The organism is Salinimonas sediminis, from assembly GCF_003429285.1.
Taxonomy (GTDB): domain Bacteria; phylum Pseudomonadota; class Gammaproteobacteria; order Enterobacterales; family Alteromonadaceae; genus Alteromonas; species Alteromonas indica.
Window position 1 is genome coordinate 4,070,319 of the sequence record NZ_CP031769.1, and the last position, 26,079, is coordinate 4,096,397.

The 26,079-nt window shown below is 49.7% G+C and carries 16 protein-coding genes; 10 read left to right on the plus strand and 6 right to left on the minus strand.

Annotated elements, in window-relative coordinates; genetic code table 11:
* Positions 1-130: 130 nt before the first annotated feature.
* On the minus strand, positions 131-1,348 hold the full coding sequence (locus D0Y50_RS17905) for a XylR family transcriptional regulator (RefSeq protein ID WP_108566748.1): 1,218 nt from the start codon (positions 1,346-1,348) through the stop codon (positions 131-133).
* Between the two features lie 185 nt (positions 1,349-1,533).
* Here D0Y50_RS17905 and xylB point away from each other — a divergent pair, with 185 nt between their 5' ends.
* The 9 genes from xylB (at position 1,534) to D0Y50_RS17950 (ending at position 18,428) form a co-directional block, all read left to right on the plus strand.
* On the plus strand, positions 1,534-3,000 hold the full coding sequence (gene xylB / locus D0Y50_RS17910) for a xylulokinase (RefSeq protein WP_108566747.1): 1,467 nt from the start codon (positions 1,534-1,536) through the stop codon (positions 2,998-3,000).
* Positions 3,001-3,112: 112 nt separating this feature from the next.
* Entirely contained in the window at positions 3,113-4,432 is a 1,320-nt protein-coding gene (gene xylA, locus D0Y50_RS17915) for a xylose isomerase (RefSeq protein ID WP_117318285.1), read from the plus strand.
* A gap of 87 nt (positions 4,433-4,519) precedes the next feature.
* Positions 4,520-6,448, plus strand: a complete 1,929-nt coding sequence (locus D0Y50_RS17920) for a sialate O-acetylesterase (RefSeq protein WP_170145547.1) — start codon at positions 4,520-4,522, stop codon at positions 6,446-6,448.
* Between the two features lie 19 nt (positions 6,449-6,467).
* Positions 6,468-8,213 carry a glycoside hydrolase family 9 protein gene (locus D0Y50_RS17925; RefSeq protein WP_170145548.1) on the plus strand — a complete coding sequence of 582 codons (1,746 nt, stop codon included), beginning with the start codon at positions 6,468-6,470 and terminating at the stop codon, positions 8,211-8,213.
* Between the two features lie 178 nt (positions 8,214-8,391).
* On the plus strand, positions 8,392-11,715 hold the full coding sequence (locus D0Y50_RS17930) for a TonB-dependent receptor (RefSeq protein WP_117318291.1): 3,324 nt from the start codon (positions 8,392-8,394) through the stop codon (positions 11,713-11,715).
* Positions 11,716-11,753: 38 nt separating this feature from the next.
* The gene (locus D0Y50_RS17935) at positions 11,754-13,256 is read left to right on the plus strand and encodes a tryptophan halogenase family protein (RefSeq protein WP_117318293.1); all 1,503 of its coding nucleotides are present in this window, start codon (positions 11,754-11,756) and stop codon (positions 13,254-13,256) included.
* A gap of 227 nt (positions 13,257-13,483) precedes the next feature.
* Positions 13,484-16,546 (plus strand): TonB-dependent receptor, encoded by a 3,063-nt coding sequence (locus D0Y50_RS17940; protein WP_117318295.1) that lies wholly within the window; start codon positions 13,484-13,486, stop codon positions 16,544-16,546.
* A gap of 107 nt (positions 16,547-16,653) precedes the next feature.
* A complete protein-coding gene (locus D0Y50_RS17945; protein WP_117318297.1) occupies positions 16,654-17,394 on the plus strand; it encodes a SapC family protein in 741 nt (246 codons plus the stop codon).
* A gap of 2 nt (positions 17,395-17,396) precedes the next feature.
* Complete coding sequence (locus tag D0Y50_RS17950; RefSeq protein ID WP_117318299.1) at positions 17,397-18,428, plus strand: cupin-like domain-containing protein; 1,032 nt, start codon at positions 17,397-17,399, stop codon at positions 18,426-18,428.
* 119 nt (positions 18,429-18,547) lie between these two features.
* On the opposite strand, the gene D0Y50_RS17955 is transcribed toward D0Y50_RS17950, so the two are convergent.
* On the minus strand, positions 18,548-19,549 hold the full coding sequence (locus D0Y50_RS17955; RefSeq protein WP_108566738.1) for an aldo/keto reductase: 1,002 nt from the start codon (positions 19,547-19,549) through the stop codon (positions 18,548-18,550).
* Positions 19,550-19,779: 230 nt separating this feature from the next.
* On the opposite strand from D0Y50_RS17955, the gene D0Y50_RS17960 reads away from it, so the two are divergent.
* Positions 19,780-20,094, plus strand: coding sequence for a DMT family transporter (locus D0Y50_RS17960; protein WP_108566737.1), 315 nt, complete (start codon positions 19,780-19,782; stop codon positions 20,092-20,094).
* A gap of 2 nt (positions 20,095-20,096) precedes the next feature.
* Here D0Y50_RS17960 and cheD read toward each other — a convergent pair whose 3' ends face one another.
* The 4 genes from cheD to D0Y50_RS17980 all read right to left on the minus strand — a co-directional run bounded on the left by cheD (position 20,097) and on the right by D0Y50_RS17980 (position 26,046).
* The gene (gene cheD, locus D0Y50_RS17965) at positions 20,097-20,687 is read right to left on the minus strand and encodes a chemoreceptor glutamine deamidase CheD (protein ID WP_108566736.1); all 591 of its coding nucleotides are present in this window, start codon (positions 20,685-20,687) and stop codon (positions 20,097-20,099) included.
* Between the two features lie 91 nt (positions 20,688-20,778).
* Positions 20,779-23,019 (minus strand): methyl-accepting chemotaxis protein, encoded by a 2,241-nt coding sequence (locus D0Y50_RS19920; protein ID WP_108566735.1) that lies wholly within the window; start codon positions 23,017-23,019, stop codon positions 20,779-20,781.
* A 310-nt stretch (positions 23,020-23,329) separates the two neighbouring features.
* Positions 23,330-23,698: a response regulator gene (locus D0Y50_RS17975; RefSeq protein ID WP_117318301.1), complete on the minus strand. Its 369-nt coding sequence runs from the start codon at positions 23,696-23,698 to the stop codon at positions 23,330-23,332.
* A 371-nt stretch (positions 23,699-24,069) separates the two neighbouring features.
* Positions 24,070-26,046 carry a TonB-dependent siderophore receptor gene (locus D0Y50_RS17980; RefSeq protein WP_232366303.1) on the minus strand — a complete coding sequence of 659 codons (1,977 nt, stop codon included), beginning with the start codon at positions 26,044-26,046 and terminating at the stop codon, positions 24,070-24,072.
* Positions 26,047-26,079: the final 33 nt, after the last annotated feature.

Consider the following 26,079-nt stretch of genomic DNA (forward strand, 5'->3'; position numbering starts at 1 on the left):
GGTTCTCTATCAAGCCGGCGACATTACGAATTTGACTATTCATATTGCGAATTACGACTGCCTTCGTTAAATAATGAAGGCAGTGCTATGAGATGATTGTAAGCCGTACAGGTATGCGTAACCGCTATCGTTACTTACACACAATGTTGCCACTGCCGGCGAAATCCAGCTCGGTATGCGACGGTTTTGCACTCTCGCGATACTCAATCGGGGTTTTGTCGTAGTGCTTTTTAAACACGGCATACATATATTGCAGCGAAGGATAGCCGCAAATTTTGGCAATTTGTGCTGTGGTTTCATCTGTGTCTGACAGCATCTTGCAGGCTTTTTGCAATTTTTCATTATGAATTTCAGTATGAATGCTATGCCCTCGTTCTTCCTTAAAGCGGTTCTCCAGGTTCGAGCGCGATATTCCTACATAATCAAGCACCTGATCTACCTTAATCCCGCGGCAAGCGCTTTGCCGGATAAAATGCATGGCTTGCATTACATGAGGGTCGGTAATTGCTTTAAAATCAGTAGACTGCCGTTCAGCTACCCGTTGGGGTGGCACCAATATCGGCCGCTTGGGCCCTTTGTGCCCCTGTAAAATTTTATGCAGCGAGCGCGCCGCCTGGTAGCCCATATCAAAGCATCCCTGTTTAACAGAGCTCAGGCTTACCCGGCTTAGAAAACGGGCAATCTCGTCATCATCAATACCAATAACCGCTAAACGGTCAGGAATCAGCATACCGATATGATCGCAAACCTGCAGCAAGTGGCGGGCCCGGGCATCCGTCACTGCCACAATGCCACACGGGGTGGGTAAGCTCTTTAACCAGTCAGCTAATCGTTTTGTTGAATATTGCCAGGTTTCCGGCCGCACGGAATGTCCGCGATATACATAACATTCGTAGCCCTCTTTACCGGCAATATCAAGCATGGCTTGCTCGCGTTCCTGCGCCCACCGTTGGTGGGGGTCAACCGGAGCCCCGTAAAACGCGAAGCGTTGCAGGCCTTTTTGGCGCAAATGATTAAACGCTGCGCGCACTAATTCGGTGTTATCTGTGGCTACGTAGGGCACCTCGGGATAGTCTGCTGGGTCTCGATAGGAGCCGCCAATCCCTACAATAGGGACTTTGGCTTTACGTAACGCCGCCTGAATTTCAGGATTATCGTAATCGGCAATAATGCCGTCACCACTCCATTCATCTAAATGTTCCAACCGGGCCATAAAGTCTTCTTCCAAATACAGGTCCCAGTCGGCTTTCGACGTCTGTAAATAGCTGCCAATACCTTCAATAATCTGCCGGTCGTAAACTTTACTAGCGTTAAATAACATGGTGATGCTGTGTTTGTTATCAAACATAGTCCGTGTCCCCCTCGTCGCCATAAAAAAACAAATACAATAATTATTGTTATGTTATTTGTTTGCTCAGGCCATACTCGCACAACAACTTCAAATTAACAAAATAATTACAAGATTTCATAATTGTGCTTTTGCTATTTGATAATCAGCATACCGCTATACCCTCACCTACAAAGTAATATTGCATGTATATAGGCATAGATTTAGGGACTTCTGGAGTGAAGGCCATTCTTACGGATGACAATGGTGCGCTTATCGCAAGTGCAAGTGCTACCTTGCAGGTTGCGTATCCACAGCCATTATGGTCGGAACAGGATCCGGCACATTGGTGGCAGGCAACCCAGGAAGCATTAGATAACCTGGCCAGTCAGCACAGCTTAGCAGCGGTTAAAGCGATTGGGCTAGCCGGCCAAATGCATGGCGCCACCCTTTTGGATCAACAGAACCAGGTATTGCGCCCGGCGATTTTATGGAATGACGGGCGCAGTGAAGCCCAGTGCCGGGCCTTAACCCAAAAAGTAAAAAACGTTCACAGTACCACCGGCAATTTGGTTATGCCGGGCTTCACCGCACCCAAGCTGCTTTGGGTCAAAGAACACGAACCCGCGATTTTTTCTAACATTGCGAAGGTGCTGTTACCTAAAGATTATCTTCGCTTTTTGCTGTCTGGCGATTTTGCCAGCGATATGTCCGATGCCGCTGGTACATGCTGGCTGGATACTGAAAAACGGGATTGGGATGATGCGTTACTGCTAGCGTGTGGGCTTACCCGCAGGCAAATGCCGGCATTGTATGAAGGCAATCAAATTACCGGTTATCTGCATTCACAGCTCGCTGAACGCTGGGGAATGGATAAAGTAGCCTTGGTAGCGGGCGCCGGCGATAACGCTGCAGGCGCGATTGGTTGCGGTATTGTGGAGCCGGGCCAGGCTATGCTGTCATTAGGGACATCTGGTGTGTACTTTGCCGTCACCCGCGATTTTCGGGCGAACCCGCAGTCGGCGGTGCATAGCTTTTGTCATGCCCTACCCGACCGATGGCATTTAATGTCGGTAATGTTGAGTGCCGCCAGTTGCTTGCAGTGGTATGCCGATAACGCCGGTTACCCCGATGTAGCCGCAATGTTCGACGACATTCAACAAAATACTCAGCCGGACGATCCTGCTATTCCGCTATTTTTACCCTATTTGACCGGTGAGCGTACCCCGCACAACAACCCGAATGCCCAAGCTACTTTTTTTGGTATTACTGCTGCGACCACCCGTGCGCATATGGCGTTAGGCGTGGTGCAGGGTGTCTCTATGGCGTTAGCTGATGGTATTGATGCGGTCCATAGCAGTGGTATCCAGGTAGATGGCATCAGCCTGATTGGCGGGGGGGCAAAAAGCCCTTACTGGCGACAACTGCTGGCGGATGTCACCGGTATTGCTATGAATTATCGACAAGGCGGTGATGTAGGCCCCGCACTGGGAGCTGCTCGTCTGGCGCAGCTTGGCGTAACCGACGATACCACGTCGTTGGCTAAAATATGCCCGGTTCCGCCTTTAGAGCATCGTTATACACCGGATAAACAAATGACCGATCATTATATGAAAAAACGTCAGAAATTCCGTGAGTTGTATTTCGCTGTGGAACCGCTTTTTACATCATAGCCAAAAAACACAAGAGTTTATCCAATTAACATAATTGTTACCTACCGGCGCTTTTTACGACTATTAGGGCAGGTTTTTTATCCGGGCCACATGGCCCACACCGGAGTTTCTTATGTCTGATTATTTTTCTGATATCGCGCCCATTCAATATGAGGGCGCCCAATCTACCAACCCATTGGCCTTTAAACACTACAATCCGGATGAAGTGATTCTGGGTAAGACAATGCGTGAACATTTGCGTTTTGGCGCGTGTTACTGGCATAACTTTTGTTGGGATGGCGCGGATGTCTTTGGCGGTGCGACATTTAACCGCCCGTGGCTTAAAGCGGGTGACCCGATGGAACGCGCTAAGCAAAAAGCCGATGTTGCTTTTGATTTCTTCAGCAAGCTGAACATCCCTTTTTACTGTTTCCACGATATTGACGTAGCCCCTGAAGGCGACACCGTCAGCGACTACATTGATAACCTGTCGCGTATGACTGACGTACTGGCGCAAAAACAGGAAGACACCGGGTTGCAATTATTGTGGGGCACTGCAAATGTGTTTAGCAACCCACGCTACATGTCGGGCGCGGCGACCAATCCTGATCCAGCGCTGTTCGCCCGGGCTGCGACCCAGGTGTATCACGCCATGAATGCAACCAAAACATTGGGCGGCGCTAACTACGTACTATGGGGTGGACGCGAAGGCTATGAAACCTTACTTAATACCGATTTGAAACGCGAGCGTGAACAGCTTGGTCGCTTTATGAATATGGTCGTAGAGCATAAGCATAAAATTGGGTTTGACGGACTGTTGTTGATTGAACCTAAACCACAGGAACCTACCAAGCATCAGTACGACTATGACACCGCTACGGTATATGGTTTCCTCAAAGAATACGGTTTGGAAAAAGAGTTTGCAGTGAACATTGAAGCTAACCATGCGACCTTATCAGGCCATTCTTTCCATCATGAAATTGCCACGGCTTTCGCGCTGGGTATTTTTGGCTCTATCGATGCCAACCGTGGTGATGCGCAGCTGGGGTGGGATACCGACCAGTTCCCCAATAGCGTGGAAGAAATGACCTTAATTTGCTACGAAATACTGAAAAATGGTGGCTATACTTCTGGTGGGTTTAACTTTGACACCAAATTACGTCGTCAAAGTATGGATCCGGCTGACTTATTCCACGGTCACATTGGTGGCATGGACACCTGTGCCCTGGGCCTGAAGAAAGCAGCGCAGATGCTGGAAAATGACTTTATTGCACAGACCCGTGAACAACGCTACGCCGGGTGGAACCAGGACTTAGGCAAGCAAATTCTGGAAGGCAAATTTGATCTGGCCTCGCTGGCCAAATACACCGCCGACAAACAGCTTGATCCTAAACCTGTCTCTGGACAGCAGGAATTACTGGAGAATCAGGTAAACCAGGCTATTTTCCGCTAATCACTTAAACCCTAAGAGGCAGACCATTCTCAGTCGGTGGTCTGCCCATCACATTGCTCAGCACGGCTGATTAAAAGGATGTTATCCATGCGTGTTAGCGTGCTTATATTGTTACTTTTCTGCCCTCCCCTATTTGCTCAAACCCAATTTCACCGTTTATTTACCGATAATGCCATTCTCCAACGAGACACAGTTATTCCAGTAACCGGCACCGCTCCGGCGAATACGCCCATTGTGGTGTATTTAGATAACCGCGAAGTAGGTTCAACCACTGCCAATGCCGCCGGCCGATGGCAATTAAATTTGCCCGCCCAACAGGCTGGCGGTCCTCACCAACTTAGAGCCTCAGGCGAAACCACGGCTACGGCCGACAACATTCTGTTTGGTGACGTGTGGCTGGTATCGGGCCAGTCGAATATGGAACTGACCATGGCACGGGTAGCAGAAGCATTTCCCGAGGATTTGGCGACTGCCCATTACCAGCAAATACGTGAGTTTACGGTTACCGACCGTTATGATTTTTCAGGCCCTCAACAAGACTATACTGATGGCCAATGGCGCGCGGCCACGCAAACGCATATTGCAAACTTGTCGGCTGTGGCCTTTTATTTTGCTCGCGAACTGTATTTAGAAAACGGCATTCCCATTGGAATTGTGAATGCTTCACTAGGCGGCTCGCCCATTGAAGCCTGGATGGGCAGCCATCTGGTGCAACAGTACCCGGCTATAATGCAAGCCCTGGCCCCCTTCAAGCAAGCCGGCCACATTGCCAGCATAACCGCTGAAGATACTACCCGCGCAGCCCAGTGGCAAAAGCAGCTTGATAGCAGTGATACAGGCTTGGCCGAACAGTGGTACCGCCCCTCTTATAACGATACCCAGTGGCAGCAACTGACGTTGCCAGGCCAACTTCCCGAAGCGCAAAATACGTTCTCTGGAGTCTGGTGGGCCCGCAAAACCTTCGACTTGCCAACCCCACCACAACAGGACTTGCTAGTGCGCTTAGGGCGGATTGTCGATGCGGATGAGGTTTATATTAATGGCGAAAAAGTTGCTAACACTACCTATCAATATCCTCCTCGGCGTTATCTGATAGATAAAAAGCACTTTAAAAAAGGTACTAATTTGATCGCTGTGCGGGTTACCTCGCAAGGGGGAAATAGCGAATTTGTTACCAACAAGCCGTATTTTGTAGGCACAGACGACTGGCGGATTTCGCTGGCGGGCCCGTGGCGATACAAGGTAGCCAGCCGCATTGCGCCGTTAGCCCCACCGACCTTTGTGCGGTGGCAGCCCACCGGGCTATACAATGCGATGATTGCGCCGGCTATCGGTTTTCCGCTGTCGGGCGCGGTTTGGTATCAGGGCGAGTCTAATGCTGGCGCCCCTGAAGGGTATGCCGACAAACTGGTCGCAATGGCCGAGGACTGGCGAGCGAGCTGGCAACAGGACTGGCCTTTTCTTACTGTCCAGCTAACCAATTTCATGGCGCGCAAGCCACAACCGGAAGATACTACCTGGGCGCAACTTCGCCACCAACAAATGCAGGCTTCACAGCGCCTGGATAATGCAGCTACGATAGTAACGCTGGATATAGGTGAAGGAAACGACATCCACCCGGTCAATAAGGCTGAAGTAGGTCGGCGTCTTGCTTTAGCGGCGCAACATTTGGCCTATGCTGATGACGTTGATTACCAGGGGCCGGTATTAAGCGACATAATGGCCAAACAGGACCAGCTTATTGTTATCTTTGAGGAAGCCTCACTGCCAATGCAGTTGGCTAACCCAGAGCAAAACGGTTTTGCCATAGCCGGTGCTGATGGGATTTTTCATTGGGCCAAAGCTCAGGTTTCCGATCAGCGGGTAATATTAACCAGCCCGGATGTCAGTGCGCCTAGGCAGGTACGTTATGGCTGGGGTGATAACCCCGCAGCAGGGCTGTTTGATTCAGTGGGGCTACCTGCCGCGCCGTTTTCTGCCACCCTGGAGTCATCAGGTAAACAGGTTCAAGATTAACCGAAAGAAGGATATTTCTATGCTGCATCAGCGCCGCATCAACATTACATTGTTTAGCTTGTTTCTGGCCCACGCTAGCGCGGTGACACTTACCGGATGTGTAAGCCGGCATGGCGAGGAGCACCTGGTGGCGCCAACCGCGCCTATTAAAGCAGCTTACCAAGAAATAAAAATTAATCAGGCGGGTTATTACCCAGAGCGTAGCAAAGTGGCAATTATTCCTGCCTCCGGCACTACTCCCTTCAGTATTAAAAACTTACATACTCAGCAAGTTGTATTTGAAGGGGTCTCCAGCGCTGCGCTAGCCTGGGACCTGGCCGATGAAACAGCCTCTACGGCTGACTTTAGTGCGCTAAAGACCCCGGGCCTATACCAAATAACCACTGCCGATGGCTTACAGTCGCCCCGGTTTCGTATTTTCGCACAGGCCTTACAGCAGCCTCATGATATGGCCATCAAAGCGTATTATTTTAATCGCGCCAGTAGCGCCCTGGATATGGCTTTTGCAGGGCAATGGCAGCGTGCTGCGGGTCATCCGGATGACCATATCGTGCCGCTGTCTCAGCCAGCGGCAAAGCCCTTTGCCAGCAGTAAGGGCTGGTATGATGCAGGGGACTACAATAAGTATATTGTAAATAGCGGTATTTCGACTTACACCTTGATTCGGGCTCTTAAGGATTTCCCGGCGTTTTACGCCAACCGGCAATGGAACATTCCCGAATCTATTAATCAACTCCCCGATATGCAGGATGAAATCAGCTGGAACCTGGACTGGATGCTATCAATGCAGGCAAGTGATGGTGGCGTTTATCATAAGCTTACCACCAAAAACTTTGCCGGGCCGGTAATGCCCCATGAGGCAACAGCTCAGCGTTTTGTAACTGCCAAAAGTACCGCGGCGACACTTAACTTTGCGGCGGTGATGGCGGCAGCCAGCACCCTGGATACCTTGCCTGACCCTGCATTAAAGCAACGCTATTTACGGTCAGCAAAAATGGCCTGGCAGTGGGCCCAGGATAATCCAAAGGTGTATTATACCAACGAAAAATCAGTACATACCGGTGAATATGGTGACGATGAGGTAAGTGACGAGTTTGCCTGGGCCGGCGCACAATTATATGTGGCCACCGGCAATAAAGGCTATTTACAGGCGTTTTTAACCCACGAACGCAAACTGTCGGCGCCGTCGTGGTCGCAGGTTTATCCTCATGCCTATCTTACCCTGCTTAATGAAGGCCGGGCCATGTTGACCCCTGATGAAGCACAGGCCATCGAAAATACGCTGATAAACTACGCCCGGGAGCTGGTAGAACAAAGCCACGACTCAGCCTACCAGATTCCTGCCAGGGCCGAGGATTTTGTATGGGGCAGTAATGCTGTATTGCTCAATAAGGCCGTTTTATTGTGGACTGCCTGGAAGCTAACCCACGAGAATGATTTTAACGTGCTGGCGCAACGTATTAATGATTATATATTTGGCCAAAACCCAACCGGTTATAGTTATGTTACCGGCGTGGGAACACGCCCCCCACAGCATATTCATCACCGTCCATCTTACGCCGATGAGGTGGTGCCACCCGTACCGGGGTTTGTGGCAGGAGGCCCGCAAAACGGCCATCAGGATGGGTGCAACTATTATAGTAAAGCGCCTGCGCGAAGCTATATCGATGACTGGTGCAGTTACTCTACCAATGAAGTCACCATAAACTGGAATGCGCCATTGGTCTATTCGCTGGCAGCGGAACTGGATAGTCGTACCCGGTAGGAATACCCAATAAGATTAATGTTAATAAATTGTTTAGAAAGTTAATAACGTTATTGCGATATTTCTTAAGCACATTGTCAGGCGGTGGAAATTTGGACAATATCATTGCACAACAAAACGGGGACAACGGTTCCCGAATAACAATGATACTGCCAAGCCACCGCCACGGAGAATATGCATGGAGCGTAACAAGAACATCGCTACACGACCCACGTTTTATCCCAAACCTTCCCTTTTAGCCCTAGCCCTGATCACCGTTTTGCACTCTGCCCACGCGCAGCAAAACGACTCAGCAGATGAGACGCTTGATGAAGAAGATGTTGAACTGATTGAAGTGAAAGGCACCCGGGCAAACCTCATCAACGCCCAAAACCTCAAACGCCACTCAGATACTGTGTTAGATGCGATTACTGCCGAGGATATCGGTAGTTTGCCTGACCGTTCGGTGCTTGAAGCTATTCAGCGTTTGCCCGGCGTATCTATTGAACGCTTTGCCGGGCCGGATGACCCGGACCATTTTAGTGTGGAAGGCAGCGGTGCGATTATCCGCGGCATGACTCAAACCCGCAGTGAATTTAACGGTCGTGACTCGTTTACGGCAAACAGCGGGCGAGGTTTGTCTTTTCAGGATGTCTCTCCTGAGCTGATGGGCGGAGTGGATGTATACAAAAACCAAACCGCGGACATGATTGAAGGTGGTATCGGCGGCACCGTGAGTTTGCGAACCCGTAAGCCTTTCGATTCCCAGGAACGGGTGTTTGCCTTTAGTGGTGACTATTCTTATGGCGATATCGCAGAAAAAGGTAGCCCCACATTTTCAGCGCTTTACAGCGACCGTTGGGAGGTAGACAACATTGGCGAAATTGGCTTTTTAGTTAACTATGCCAACTCACAGCTGTATGGCGAGTCCCACGGTATACAATCAGATGCTTATGTTCAGCTATACGCGCGCGACTTGGCCGGGGCAGAAGCATTCGTCGGCGATGATGGCAATGGTACGGTATGGATGCCAAACGGCTCTAACCTGTTAAAGAAATTCGATGATAGAAAGCGGGAAGGTTTTGCCAGTTCGCTGCAGTGGCGCAGCGAAGATGAAACACTGCTGGGTACGCTGACCTATATTCGCTCTGACTCGCGCCTGTCCTGGCACGAGCAGGCCATTAAATATCAAGGTAGTTACTACAATATTGAAAACCGCCGTACCCGGCCGCTGGAAGGGACCGAATTTAATTTCGATGACCAGGGCTTATTTGAAAGTGGCACTATTACCCAGGGCGTGGATGGCTGGCGCGCTGCCGATGGTAACAACGATCGGATTATCCGCTCCTGGGAGTCCGGTGGCCGGCCCCAGTTTGGTTACCCGTTCCAGTTTGATTCACGGGTCAAAGATACCGAATCTCTGGTCCAGGATTTCTCGTTAAATCTGCAATGGAATGCCACCGATAATCTAGAGCTGTCGGCGGATGTACAGTATATCGATGCCGAAACCGCTGATGATGATCTTGTCATTCATACCGCCGCCTTTGCCGGCCAGGCTTATGATGTAACGGGTTCCACCCCCTCAGTGACCCTGATAGAACCGTACTTTGGTTATCGGGATGCTAACCCAGACCTGTATGCGCAGGGGAATTATCCTGGTTTTACCGGCGATCCGGCGGGCGACAGCAATTACTTTGAAGATCCTACCTCTTACTTTATGCGCAGCGCCATGGACCACTGGGAACGCTCACAAGGTGACTCAAAAGCATTACGCCTGGATGGTAAGTACTTCCTCGACAATGCGGGTATTGTGACGTCTTTACAGGCTGGGGTACGCTACGCGAAACGGGAGCAAACGGTACGGGCTACCAGCTGGAACTGGGGTTCTTTAGGCCCAGAATTCTCCAGTGCTGCGCCGGCGGCGTGGCTGGATACCATCGACAATGCCAATGCGTTGTTCGAGCAGGTCGATTGGTCAGATTTTCATGGCGGCGGCGACCTGAACATTCCGGGTAATACCACCTGGCATGCAACCGAAGACTTTGTTCGTTCCGTTATTGACGGTGATCGCCCTTATATGACCGCTGGCGGCAGCTGGGTGCCCTACCCTGACCGCGAAGGGGTGGACGATGAATACGGTATCTTCACCCCTGGTGAGGTCAACATCACCACAGAAACCAACAAAGCGGTTTATCTGCGACTGAATTTTGAAGGGGAAAGCTCACTGCCCTATAGCGGTAATATTGGGCTGCGTTACGTTAAGCTAAACCGCGAGGCCAGTGGCGCTGTTACCTTCCCGGATCTGGTGCCCGACTTTGCGCCCCCTGAAGCATTGGCCAATACGCAACTAAACAGTGAAATTGTGCTGGCCTACTTAACTGACCAGGTAACCAGTGGTCAGTACGCAACCTATGCGCAGGCTATCGAAGCCGAAGAAAACCAATGGATGGGCGACCCGCTAAATTACCTTAGCCCCGAAGACCGAGCCTACGGTAATGACACCGAAGAACGCCTACAAGCTGAAACTGACTTCGATATGTGGCTCCCCAGCTTTAATATTAAAGTCGAGCTATCGGATGAACTCATTGGCCGCTTTGCGTTTTCCAAAGCCGTCGCCCTGCCCGACATGAGTGATATTCGCAACCAGTCGTCGCTGGGCAACGAATCGGTGCAAGTGGTGCGGCCTATCCAAGAGCCGGATCCGGATAATCCACCACCGGCGGAAGACAACCTGGTTCAGGGTGCATTTGTCCCTGCCTGGACCGGTTCCGGTGGCAACCCTTATCTGCAACCGATGGAGTCGGTACAGTATGACTTTGCGCTGGAATGGTATTTTGCGGATGTCGGACAGCTAAGCGCAACCCTGTTTCACAAAGACCTGAAAAACTATTTTGTACAAGGTGCGTTTAGCCGTCCTTACACCAACCCGGTGACCGGTGAAACACGCAGCCATCTGGTAAGTACCACCACCAATGGTGGCGACGGTAAAATGGATGGTATTGAGCTAGCCTACCAGCAGTTCTTCGACAAACTGCCTGAGCCTTGGAATGGGTTTGGAATGCAGGCCACCTTTACCTATATTGATGCCGGCGGCGTACCCAATAATCAGACTGACGTAGATGACGAAAGCTGGCTGGGCGATGATGCCACTGATACCGGGATCCGCGTAAATCTGGAGGATGTTCCCCTACAAGGGCAATCAAAACGCACTGCCAATCTGGTACTCATGTACGAAAAGTACGACTGGAATGCGCGACTTGCCTATAACTGGCGTTCTCGCTATTTGCTGACTACCCGGGATGTCATATCGAAAGCACCGCTGTTTTATGATGACCATGGGCAGTTAGACGGTTCAGTATTTTATAACCTCAATGAACATGTGACGGTGGGTTTACAAGGCACCAACCTGACCAACGCACAGTCTGAAACCATTATGAAGCTTAACAACGAAGGGTTAGAAGCAGGCCGTTCCTGGTTTGTGTCTGACCGCCGTCTGGCATTGGTAGTGAGAGCGAATTTCTAACCCGGCAAACGCCGGGTGGTAACCACAAGGAAGTACAGATGAATAAGCCGCTTAGCAAAATTGTTATTGTCGGTGGCGGTACCGCAGGTTGGATGTGCGCCGCCGCGCTGGCAAAAGTTCTTAAGCATCCTTGCCAGGTGCAGCTTATTGAGTCTGATGAAATTGGCACCGTGGGGGTGGGCGAAGCGACCATCCCCCAACTACAGATTTTTAATGACTTGCTGGGTATCGATGAAAATGAATTTATGCGCGCGACGGGCGCTACATTTAAACTCGGTATTCAGTTTGTCGACTGGTATAAACAGGGGCAAGATTACTTTCATGCCTTTGGCGAGGTCGGCAAAAATTTCGAAGGTATTCAGTTTTATCACTATTGGCTACGCCTTCAGCAAGCTGGCCTGGCCAGCTCTATTGAAGATTACACATTAGCTAGCAAAGCATGCCGGCTGAATAAATTTTCGCGGCCCAGCAAAGCCGGTAATTCGCCGTTATCCTCTATTGCCTATGCCTTTCATTTAGATGCTGGGTTGTATGCGAAGTTTTTACAAAATTTGGCAAAAACCAATGGGGTTACCCGTACCGAAGGAAAAATTGAGCAGGTATTGCAACACCCCAATGGCAATATAAAAGCTGTGCAGTTAACCAATGGAGATTGTCACGAAGGTGACTTCTTTATTGACTGTTCAGGTTTTAGCGCCTTACTAATCGGTAAAACCCTGGGCAGTCCCTATGAAAACTGGCAGCACTGGCTACCGTGTGACAGCGCGGTTACCGTGCCGTCCACAGCATTATCTAAGCTTCCCCCGTATACCCGCGCTACCGCCCATCACGCCGGCTGGCAGTGGCGCATCCCATTGCAGCACCGGACCGGTAATGGCCATGTATATAGCAGCCAGTTTATCAGCGACGAGCAAGCTCAAAATACGTTGCTGCAACATATTGATACCCCCGCTACCGATAGCCCCCGAACGCTACGTTTTACTACCGGCTACCGGCCCCAGCCATGGCGTAAAAACTGTTTGGCCATTGGGTTATCTGGCGGCTTTCTGGAGCCTTTGGAATCGACCGGGTTGTACCTGATACAAACGGCCATAGCAAAATTCTTTACTTTTTTTCCGCACACCGGCGAAAACCCCTACGATCAGCAAGCTTTTAACCGCCAGATGCAGGATGAGTATGTCAGTATCCGCGACTTTTTAGTGTGCCATTATGTGTTAAATACACGCAACGACTCCCCTTTTTGGCAGCATTGCCGTCATTTACCCCAACCCGATTCACTGAAAGAGAAATTAGGCCTGTTTCAGGAAAACGGCCGGATTTTTCGGGACAACAATGCCTTATTCAGTGACATCAGCTGGTTTGAAGTGATGCTGGGGCAAGGCCTGGTTCCACGCGGCTATCATGCTTTTACCGAGACCTTTAGCACCCCCGCATTGTTAGAGCGTATGGCATCTGTACGCAGCGTTATCCAGCGTTGCAGCGAAGTGCTGCCTGACCATGCTGAATATATCCGCCAGCACTGTGCTATGAAAAACCGTTGATTGCGACCTATATTACCTGTCTCAAATAATCATAAAAACTTATATGTTTACTTTTCATGCTACAAATAATACGGCTAAAACAAAAAAAAGTAATGGTGTCATTTTAAAGACTATTTAACATTTAGTAACCGCCGTTATAACAATTCGTACCATCGCATGCGGCGATAGCAGATTGATAAGTAGAACAGGTCTGGCAACGTGCCGCGCCGAAAATGGGGACACAACACATGAAACTGCAACAGCATTTTAATCGCTCACTGCTGGCTAAAAGCCTGTCAGTATTGCTGGGAACCAGCGTACTGCCTGCCTTAGCTCAGGAGACTACCGACACTGAGGACTCAGTCGAGGTCATCGAAGTTCGCGGGCTCAAATCAAGTCTTGCGGAATCCGCCTTTATTAAACGTTCCTCGGTGGGAGTGGTTGACGCCATATCAGCTGAAGACATTGGTAAATTCCCAGATACTAACCTGGCTGAATCGCTGCAACGGATTACCGGTGTATCAATAAACCGAACCAATGGTGAGGGTAACGAAATCACCGTGCGCGGGTTTGGTGGTAATAATAATATGATCACCTTGAACGGGCGCATGATGCCTGCCGCGCAAACCTACGGTGGTGGCAGTGGTGGAACGAACACGCGGGGCGGCAGCACCCGGGCGTTTGACTTTGCTAACCTGGCATCAGAAGGGGTTAGAGCGGTAGAAGTCTATAAAACCAGTAAAGCCGATATTGCCACCGGTGGTATTGGTGCCACAGTTAATATTAAAACCGCACGGCCTTTAGACAACCCGGGACTACGGGCCACTATTGGTGCAAAAGCTGTTCACGATACTACCAACCGGGTGGGGGATGATGTTACCCCTGAAGTGTCGGGCCTGATTAACTGGAGCAATGACGACAGTAATTTTGGTGTCTCCGCTGCAATGACTATCCAAAAACGTGACTCCGGCTACATCGGCGCCACGGTTAATGACTGGAATATCGGTACGTGGGGCGATCCTAACGATGCTGATACTATTTATAACAATCCGGATATGAGCGTATATGAAAATGCCCCTGAAGACGGCCAACTGTACGCCCGCCCTAATGACTTACGCTATGAATTTTCAGATACCTCCCGTACCCGAACTAATGGCCAGATAAGCCTGCAATACGCACCTTCGGATACGATGATGGCGTCGTTGGATTATTTCTACGCGGAAAATCACGTGGAAGAGCGTCTGGGCCAGATAGGTAACTGGATGCAAAATGGCTCTAACATTACCAAAGTTATTTTTGATGACTCACCGGTGGCGACACCCATCTATGCCGCAGAGACCTACAACGGCACCGTAGATGAAGGCTATGAGCAAGCCTACCGTGAGCAGGAAAATACCCTGAACTCAGTAGGGTTTAACTTTAACTGGTTAGCCACCGATAACCTGGTGCTGAACTTTGATGCACACAGCTCTAAAATGGAAAGTTTACCAGCAGGACCCAGTGACAACCTGGCCAGCGGCGAGTTGGCAGTGGGCATTGGTTCACCAACAGTAGCGTCTAGAGAATGGTGGTTTGATCCAGAACTTCCGACTTATCGAAATGTGTATGACGACACCACCCGAGGCAACAATAACGGGGTACTGGATGCCGGCGATGTTGGTTCATCGATTATGCGCTTCCGCCATGCTTCGCAATCCACTGAAATCCAGCAGTTTAAGCTTGATGGTAAGTATATGTTTGATGAAGGCGAAGTGGACTTTGGGATAGAGTCTCGTGCCATGGAAATGACTGCTCGTCAAACGGCAGGCGACAACATGACATTAGGCAACTGGGGTATTGCTAACCCAGGTGAATATTCTGAAGGCTTGCTGCAGTTTATTGACTATGCGAATGAATTTGAAGATTACGACATTGGCCCTAGCAATGGCGTAGGCTTTGAAGCAGACGCTATAGCAATGGCGCGTGAGTCGTTGGCTCTGTATCCCAGCGATGCAAATTTCTTTGGGGTGAGCCCGGTTTTCAGTAACAATGATATTGTTGAAGAAGACAGCCTGGCGGCGTATTTCCAGGTCAAGCTTAGCGGCGAGCTTGGTGGTATGCCGGTAAACTTTTTAGCCGGCGTGCGCTATGAAACTACGGATGTTACCTCTACTTCACTGGTAACCCCGCCAAGCTACCTGATCTGGGAAAACAATAACGACTTCGCTTCGTATACCGACCCCAATACAGTACCCACCCCGTTGTCAGAAGAAGCTGACTACGACAATCTGTTACCGAGCCTGGACTTTGATATCATGCTGACAGACGATATTAAAGGCCGTTTCTCGTATAGCAAAACGATTGCCCGGGCGCCCTATGGTTCACTGCGGGTATCACCCAGCGGATTTGGCACACGCGGTTCCACCCTGAACGGCGCACAACCTACCGCTAGCGCCTCAAACCCGTCACTGCTGCCTCTTGAATCGGATAACTTCGATTTATCGATAGAATACTATTACGCAGAATCAAGCTATGCATCAGCCGGATTCTTTGAAAAACGAGTCGCTAATTTTATCGGTAGCGGGAATGAAGACCGTACTTTCTTTGGTATTCAGGACCAAACTATCGGCCCACGTGCTCTGGCCGCGGCAGATGCACTGCGCGAGCAGGGTTTTGCGGTAGACGATACCTCACTGTTTGCCATGATGGTGCTGCTTGAACACCCTGAAGCGTTCCCGAATGGGGCATCTGATTACACCGGTTCGGCCGACCAGATTCTACGTCTGGGTGAAACCGAAGGGTGGGATCTGATTCCCGAAGAAGGCGACCCGGAAATGGTATTCAGAACCAGCTTGCCGCAGAACAACAGAGAAGCAAAACTGTATGGCTGGGAATTTGCTGTACAACACTTCTTTGGTGACACAGGTTTCGGCGTACAGGCTAACTATACTCTGGTACGCGGGGATGTTGGCTTTGATAATGAAAGCGATCCTAATACATCTCAGTTTGCTTTGGTTGGCTTGAGCGATACCGCTAACCTGGTACTGGTTTACGAAAAAGACGACCTGACCGCGCGGGTAGCTTACAACTGGCGTGATGAGTTCTTGAACCGCGTCAATGTCGGCGGTTCGAATAACCCAGGTTATATTGAAGCCTATAGCCAGATTGATATGAACATCAGTTACAACCTGACCGAGAATCTGAATGTATTCTTTGAAGGGATTAACATTACTGATGAGGACCCCCGTGAACATGCCCGTAACGAAAATCAGTTGTGGTACATGCTCGACATTGGCGCACGCTACAATTTAGGTGCCCGTTACACGTTCTAATTAGTCGTCCTTTACTAACCCACTATAGCCCGGCCATGCAGACTTCTACGATGCGCCGGGCTATCATGTTTTTACCTCATTGGTAGCAGTAAACACAGGATGTAACTATGACAAATTACGTATTGCTGGATAACAACACCCACGCCAGTATTAAGGTAGACACCCATTATCGGGTTGCTTACGGAGATAACATCACCAGCACCCTGACCTTTCCCACCGAATTTTCCAATATTCAGCGCGAATACCCTATTTTGTTTCATAAAAATGCTGATACCCAACGCTATCAAGCGATAGCCTTGCTGGGTTTATGTTCCCATGAAAATTTATTTTTAACAGAAACCGCCCCCCATATCCCGTATCCGGGTAGCTGGATGGCGAGTTATGTGCCAGCCACGATGGCGCGCGGGCCCTTTGTTATTGGCATGCACGGGGACGAAGATAATCCACAACCCATGGTACACATTGATACCGATAGCCCCCGACTTAGCGAAACCAATGGTCAGGCGCTATTTCTACCGCAAGGCGGTAACAGCGATTACCTGAACCGTATCAGCCAGGTACTGGCCACTATTATGGATGGTATGGAGCTAAGTAACAGTATGTTTGAGGCTTTTGAACATTTTGGGCTTATTGCCCCTCTTACTGTAGATATCACATTGAACAACGGCGATAAGTTACAAATTGGCGGCCATTACACCATCTGCGAAGAAACCCTTAATGGATTGAGCGACAGCCAGTTGGGTGAGCTTCACCGCCAAGGCTTTTTGCAAGCCGCCTTTTTGGTAGTAGCCTCTATGGGTAATCTGGGTAAACTGATAGAAATGAAAAACGCGCGCTTACAGGATTAAGAATGTTCGGTATTACCCAAACCTGCACCGAAGTGTCAGGCATTCGCGCTGACGATATCCCAGACTGGATTACACGAGGCAACGAACCCGTGATATTGCGGGGTTTAGTAAAGCACTGGCCGCTGGTTGCGCATGGGCATTCTGGACCGGTAGCTGCAATGGACTATTTGCGCAGCTTTTATAACGGTCGTCCCACCATGATTTACCAGGGCGCGAGTGATATTAACGGCCGCTATTTTTACAATGATAACGCCACTGCCCTAAATTACACCAGTACCCGTGGCTCGGTCACCGATATGCTTGAACAGGTCGCGCGCACCTTAGGGAAAACATCCTGCCCTAGTCTTTATATCGCCTCTAATCAAATTGACACTCATTTTCCCGGCCTGCGCGACTACAACGATATCACCCTCACGCCGGCCACCACCACAAAACCGTTGGCCCCGCCGTTAGCCAGTATCTGGATTGGCAACCGCTCGCTAGCCTCATGCCACTTCGATACGCTGTACAATATTGCCTGTTGTGCGGTAGGTCACCGGCGGCTGGCTTTGTTTCCCCCTGACCAGATAGCCAACCTTTACCCTGGGCCGTTAGAAACCACTCCTGGCGGTCAAGTCATCAGTATGGTTGATTTCCACCAGCCGGACTATACCCGATACCCCCGGTTTCGACAGGCTCAGGCTGCAGGTAAGTTGGCCGAACTGGCCCCGGGCGATGCGATATTTATCCCCACAATGTGGTGGCATCAGGTGGAAGGGCTGGCGCCGTTTAATGTGCTTATTAATTACTGGTGGAACCCCAGCGCACGCTATTTAGATAACGGGATGAGCGCGCTGATGCATGCCATGCTCGCTATCCGGGATAAAACCGGCCCAGAGAAAGCGGCGTTCAAAGCCTTGTTTGACTATTATATTTTTAATGACGAGCCCGCTGGGAGCCATTTACCTGAAGAAGCCAGAGGCATGTTAAGTGAGCTTGATGAAGCCACCGCCAGACAGTTACGCGCGATGCTGGTGAATCAGTTAAACCGCTAAAGACCGCTGTTTTACCCGCCCGCCGCGTCACAAACGCGCCGGGGAGCAGGGTAATAAGCGCGCATCGGATTAGAATGGCGGGTTAGTCCAACACGCCATTCATTCCGCGGGGTAATGGGTTATACCGGGCAACGAATAGCTGGAGCAATGTCCTGCTGATAAAACGTATAGAGTTTTTTATGCAACGCCTCATCAAGTGGGGCGATAGCCGATACCGCGGCATTTTGCGTAACCTGTGAAGGTGAGCTGGCGCCGGGGATAATAGTAGAAACAGCGTTATGGTCTAAAATCCAGCGCATTGCAAACTGTGCCATTTTCAGACTATTGGGTTTAAATTCCCGATCCAGTTTGTTTACCAGCTCCAGGCCTTTTTCAAATTCAATGCCGGAAAATGTTTCGCCTACACTAAAAGCGTCGCCATTGCGATTAAAGTTACGGTGGTCAGACTCATCAAACGTAGTGTTCTTATCGAACTTCCCGGTAAGCATACCACTGGCCAGGGGCAGTCTGACAATAATACCCACGTCTTTTGCTGCCGCTTCATCGAACAAATCGGTAGTGGCCTGTTGGCGCATCAAATTAAAAATAATTTGTAGCGAGGTTAATCCAGGCGCATGCTCCAGGCAGGTTTTTGCTTCTTCCAGGGTTTCCACACTGGCACCATAATGCGCAATCTGGCCTTCCAGCTTCATCTCTTCCAACCAATCGAAAATATGCCTTTTTTGCAGTTCTTCGTGGGGCACACAGTGAAGTTGCAATAAGTCTATCTGATCGCGCTGTAACCGGTCTTGCGAGCGCAGGACCGAGTCTCGCAGGCTGTTGAAACTGTAGTTATTAGGAAAGACCCCCTGGGCGCGACCATACTTGGTGGCAATAACCGTATCGTGGGGCTGATTAGATAGAACCTGGCCCAAATACCTTTCACTTTGACCTGCACCGTATACATCGGCCGTATCGAAAAAACGGATCCCTTGCTCAAGTGCGGTATCCACAATATCGGTGGCTTTAGACTCGTCGATAGGACCAAAATCGCCCCCCAGTTGCCAACAACCCAGGCCGACCTCTGTGACCTGCAACTTGGATTTTCCGAGCGTGCGCATTGTTACTTTTGTAGAAGACATTCATCGCCTCTGATTGGGTTGATTAATTCGTTTTACACATCAAATTTTTATTACGTGGCGCGGCCAGGATAAGACCACGCAATATCGCCCTACGACTTGGCGGCGCAAAACCTGGGTAAGCCCACTCAGCCTACGGCGAAGGCAGGTCAACAGGTATAGGCTATACCTGATTGCCTGGCGTCGTTAGAATACCGCTTTATAAACCACTTAACGACTGAAGGAGGCGCGCTGTGAGCTGGATATACCTGATTATTGCTGGTTGTCTTGAGATTGGCTGGCCGGTAGGGCTAAAAATGGCCCAGGCGCCTGAAACGCGTTGGTCCGGTATTATTATTGCGGTAGTGTTTATGGTCGCCAGTGGCTTCCTGTTGTGGCTGGCACAAAAGCAAATTCCTATCGGCACCGCCTACGCGGTATGGACGGGGATAGGTGCGGCTGGTACGTTTTTAGTGGGCGTAATTTTTTATCAGGACCCTACCTCGTTTTTGCGTTACATGGGCGTGATGTTAATAATCGGTGGCGTTATTTTACTTAAAGTGGCCTGAGTTCAGGCTACACCACTATCAAATTGCTGGGATAACTCATATTGATGGTCGCTTTCACGCTGTAAAATAGTGTCATTGTTAAGATCGCGTATACGTTTCATAAATACATCGCCGGTGGCGGGGAAAAAATAAACTTTACGAGCATAAGTGTCCATTAAATCACGGCTTTGTATAGGGATCCCGGCGTTTGCTAAATACGCTTCGACAAAGCTCGCGTTCATAGCACCCACGTCATTTTTGGTAAATCCCTGTAACACCTGCCCTCCTCCGAATACCTTGGCCACCAGTAAGTGCCGCTGGGCGCCATGTTTGACCAGGGTTTCGATTAGCTGATACATCGCTTCTTCACCATATTTGGCAATAGCCGGATCTTCGCTTTTCACATATACGTTAGAGGGGAGTAGAAAATGATTCATGCCGCCGATATTGGCGTAAGGATCATAAATACAGGCTGCTACACAAGAACCCAGTACGGTTACAATAAGCTTGTCTTCACCGGTTACGTAATATTGGCCGGGCAGAATTTTAACGGTTTGACGGGCAAACCGGGTATCAAAATAGGTACTAAAATTCGCGTCGGTGGTGTTATGCACTAGGCTGCCTGCATGACGTGGAGCGGTGAGATAAAAAACAACTATGCCAGCAACCTGGGCAACTGGCTACTGGCATAGCGGGCGGGCTAGCTTAAAATGCTTCCCAATCAGACTCTTCCGGCACACTGGGTTTAAGTGCCTGGCTGGATGATTGAGGCATAACCGGGGTTACCCTTGCTCTGGCCTTCGGTTTGGCAACCGGAGCGAACTTTTCCGTCACCGGCTGTCCCTGGGTAAATTTGAAGGTGGCTACGCGGTTAGCTAATTGCACCGACTGTTGCTGCATACTGTCTGCAGCGGCAGCGGCTTCTTCCACCAGTGCAGCATTTTGCTGGGTCATTTCGTCCATGTTGTTGACCGCTTTACCCACTTCTTCAATACTGGTGGCCTGTTCAGACGATGCAGCTGAAATTTCCGACATAATATCGTTCACTCGCTTAATCGCCGTAACCACCTCGCTCATAGTTTCACCGGACTGATTCACCAGCTGGTTGCCACCATCAATTTTGTTTACCGAGTCAGATATCAACTCTTTAATTTCTTTAGCCGCTTCTGCCGAGCGTTGAGCCAGGGTGCGTACTTCAGATGCTACCACGGCAAAACCACGCCCTTGTTCCCCTGCCCGGGCCGCTTCTACCGCTGCGTTAAGGGCCAGAATATTGGTTTGGAAGGCGATGCCGTCAATCACCCCGATAATATCGGAAATTTCCTGGGCCGAGGCGTTAATCGCGCCCATGGTTACCACCACCTTATTGATTAGCTCACCACCTTCGTTAGCCACTTCACTGGCGCGTGATGCCAGTGAGTTCGCTTGCTCAGCGTTCTCGGCATTTAGCCTTACCGTACCGGTAAGCTCTTCCATACTCGAAGCGGTTTCTTCCAAACTGGAGGCCTGCTGCTCAGTACGACTGGACAGATCGGCATTACCCGAGGCAATTTCACTGGAGGCCGTATTAATGGTTTCCACAGCATCATTAATGCTGCTGATAGTGGCCGCCATTTCTTCTACAAACTGATTGATTGCATCACCTAGTAGCTGGAACTCGCCTTCGAAACGATCCTCAATACGCACGGTTAAGTCGCCGCCCGACATGGCAGTCATGACTTCTTTAATAGTGCCGATAATAGAGCGTATATCGACTACAAACTTGCCGATAGCATCGCCCAACTCTTTAAAGTCACCTTCAAATTCGCGCTCAAGTTCGCAATTCAAATCGCCTTTTACCAAACTGGCCATGACCCGTTTTATATCATTTACCGCCTGGGTACGCGGCGTAATATCACTGGCGTATTTCACCACTCTGAACGGGTTACCATTCTGGTCAAGAATAGGGTTATAGGAAGCCTGAATGAAAACTTTTTTGCCGCCTTTTGCAAACCGAGTGAATTCACCAGAGAAATACTGGCCTTGCTTCAGTTGGCTCCAGAAATTGGCATATTCTGCGCTGGCTTTGTAGGTGCTATCGACAAACATACTGTGATGTTTGCCCTGAATTTCGTCCAGGCTATAACCCACTGTGCTCAAAAAGTTGTCGTTGGCACTTAAAATATTACCGTCAACATCAAACTCGATTACCGCCTGCGACTTGTGTATGGCCTCAATCTGACCTTCAAAATACGCATTCTTCAGCTTAGCTTCAGTAATATCAGTAGCAAATTTAACGACCTGTACAACCCTGCCATTTTCATCGTATACCGGGTTATAAGATGCCTGAATCCAGATAGCTTTGCCGTCTTTACAATACCGGCAAAATTCACCGCTGTTGATATTACCGCTGCGCAGGTCTTGCCAAAACGCTTTGTACTGCGCAGACGAAGCGTACTCACGGTCTACAAACATTTGATGATGCTGGCCGGCGACTTCCTCTAAGCGGTAGCCCAGCGCATTTAAAAAATTGTCGTTGGCGTGTTGAATAATGCCATCAGGCGTGAACCGAATGACCGCCTGGGAACGGTCCAGGGCATCTAACATCCCTTGATCAAGCATCGCTTTTTCTTTCTCAATAAGATGAGAAACATAGCCCCATACTTTATCGGCGCTATCGCGCAGCGGTTTGATATCTGCCTCCAGCATCAGGCCATCTATCTGGACAGTAGCAGTACCCCCTGTTCCCTGGCTTAATGACTGCAAATTCATTCCCAGTTGCGCCAGGTTATTACCTACTAATTTCGAAGCCTGCCCTGCCTGTAATAACTTTATGGCGGCCTGATTTACATAGGTAATATCAAACTGCGTGTCTGTGATAATAAAACCAGCCGGGCTGCTGTCCATTATTTGTTCACAATTTTGATTGAGCGCTGGTTCGGCTTTCAACCAGTTAAATACACCCATAACTTCTCTCCTGATATATTTCTTGCTTAACTGTGTAGTTACAATTTATTTGTTGAAATGCCGGTATACCCGGCGCGGCTTCATTTAATGTCAGGGTGCCTTCGGAAAAAATATATGCATTGCTGCCGAACACCTACCCGCCATGGCCCGACATGTACACCAGGTACAGGTTGAGCGCTCACCCTTTCCTTGTAGGGAATTGGCGAAATTATATTCAGTATAGATGGCTTTTAATAAAGTAAATAAAAAACTCCAAAAAAGGCCGAATTGATTCCCCGTGACCGCTGTTTGGCGCATCCCCCATAGAAGCTTACGCACACAATTGCTCCACCACCGTCACCAGTAATGCTGGTTCAGCCGGTTTGCTCACCCAACCAGTGACACCAGCGGCGCGCCCTGCTTGTTTTTGCTGCTCGTCAGTATCCGTAGTGACCACGATAATAGGTACGCTACGATATGTAGCTGTCTGCCGTAACTGCTTTGTTAGCTGGATACCGCTTATGTATGGCATTGTCAGGTCGGTAAAAATAAGGTCGTATTGCGTGTGCCGGCATAGGGCAAGCGCGTCTTCGCCATTCTCAGCTACGCTTACACAATGCCCTGCCTGAGTAAGAAAAAGTGCAAACATTTGCTGTATCGAAACAGAATCATCTACGATAAGAATATGCTTACTCGTCATCAGGGCGGCCTCATGCGCTTATGCGTTCAGGTGTGTTGATGTTAAGTATGTGCAGGGATGGCATTTTCCCCATTAAACTTTAGGTTGATTTTTACCATAGCGCTGGCCCCGCCAGGGCTAGGCCAGGCTGAACGAAAGGCTGGCTTTCAAGCCGGTTTTCCGGCCGTCAACTATGCTGGGTAGCCAGCGAAAGAACAGCCGGAGCAGTGCCAGCTGGACAGGGTCAGCACTGGCACAATTGGCGGGTATCAGAATTGATATTTTGCAGAAACCGATAGTTTTTGTGGCTCGCCGGGCACTGTCCACAAGGCGGAATAGCTGGAGGTATAATAGGTTTCGTTCAGGGCGTTATCGATATTCACCCTCAGCAATCAGGCTGGCGTCAACGCTACCTGGGCATACAGGTTCACTAACGTATAAGAAGGTAATCGGTAAGAAGGTGTAACCGTGTCGCCCAGCCGATCATCCACATAATGGATTCCCGTCCCAAATTGCCAGTCTTGGTCAGCCATACGGGCAAACTGGGTGAGTTGCAGCGCCGCGTTGTGACGCGGTACGTTTACCAGATCGGCGCCACTGCTTACCAGCACGCCCCAATCAGGATTTACTGCCTCATTGGCTGTTTTAGTATCCATAAATGCATAGGAAAAGCGCAGCTGGGTGTTTTCTGCAATAGCCACATCGCCATCAATTTCGATGCCACGGCTTACCGCTTCACCCAAAGGGGCAGAAAAGCCTACATTGATGGGATCAGAGGTTAAGATATTCGATTTTGTCGCATCAAATACAGCCACATTCATACTGCCTTTATCCCAGCTATAACGTGCGCCAACCTCAGCAGAATGACTTTCTTCTGGGTCAAATGACTGGCCCTGGGCATCGGTCCCGCTGAGCGGTAAAAAACCTTCGGAATAGCTGGCATACAACGTCAGGTCGCGGGTAAATGAATAGGTAAGTCCAAGCCGTGGGCTTAGTCTGGCGTCATCAGCCGTGTTGGTTTGTGCACTCAAGGCTTCAGCAATATTTTGCTCATAGCGATCAAAACGCACGCCGGCTAATATTTTTAGTTTAGGGGTGACAACCAGCTGGTCCTGGATATACACCCCCCAGGCCTGCTGCGCTTCCGTATTGGCGTATAGCAAGCTAACCGGCGGGCCGCTTTGATTGTATTGAGGGTCATAAATATCTAGTGCATAACTGCCTGCTTCCCCTCGAAAACGATACAGGTCAGTGGATATCTGATAATCATAGGCATCAGCCCCTACCATCAAACGATGGGTAATGCCCGCCAGTTGGATGTCACCACTTAATTCAATGCGTACAGAATGGTCATCGGTAGCATAATCGCGTTGTCGATGTTGCCGGGTGAGCGTTTGGCCATCGTCATATAAACTTTGGCGTGAAGTCGCCAGTTCTGCATCTGAGGAAAAACCATTTAGTGTGGAACGACGATAGTTGTAGCCTGCTAATAACGACCACTGATGGTCGAGCTGTTGCTGATAAGCAAGATAATGACCGGTACTTTGAATACGGGTAGGCGCATCGTCGGGGTTACCTAAGTAACGGCTTACCGGCAGCGTGGCAAAATTGTTATCCAATACCACTACACCACGGTCAAATAATTGTTCCTGTTGCAGATATTCAAATTCATATAAAACACTCGATACATCGTTGATTTGCCAGCTTACGGAGGGAGTAATGACCTTTTTGTCGCTGGTGACATAATCGCGAAAACTACCGTGATCCTGCCAGGCGCCATTTACCCTGAACGCGATATTGTCGGTGATCCCATTAGTATAATCCCCTTCTAGCCGGTACTGCTGGTATTCTGCGGCACTGCCTTTTATATAACCTTGCTCTTCAAAAGCCGGTTTTTTCGTAGTGATATTAATGGTGCCGCCCGGTTCAGAACGGCCATAAAGGGCCGAACCGGGTCCTTTGAGTATGTCGATTGACTGAATATTAGAGACATCTCGGTGGCCACTGAACCCCCGCCCACCATTAAAGCCGTTTATCAGGTAACCTGATGGCATGTTCTCGTTACCGGGAAAACCCCTTATTGAAAAGCTATCCCATAAACCGCCCCCATTATTTTGCCGGGCGATAGTACCCGACATGTCTAATACTTCCTGAAAGCGAGTAATGCCCAGCACATCAAGCTGGTCCATATCAAACGATTCTACCGACTGGGGTAAGTCGGTGGCAGGTATACTACCTCGATACGCTTGTTGATGAACTATTGAAATAGTTTCGATAGCCGTTTCCTGGGCCCGACCGGGTGAGCTAACAGCCAATAAAACCAGTAGCGGAGCAGCGCATTTATATAGTGTACGGGTATAGTTAGTCATTACTTTATCGAACTTCACTAGAATGCGTGAAAT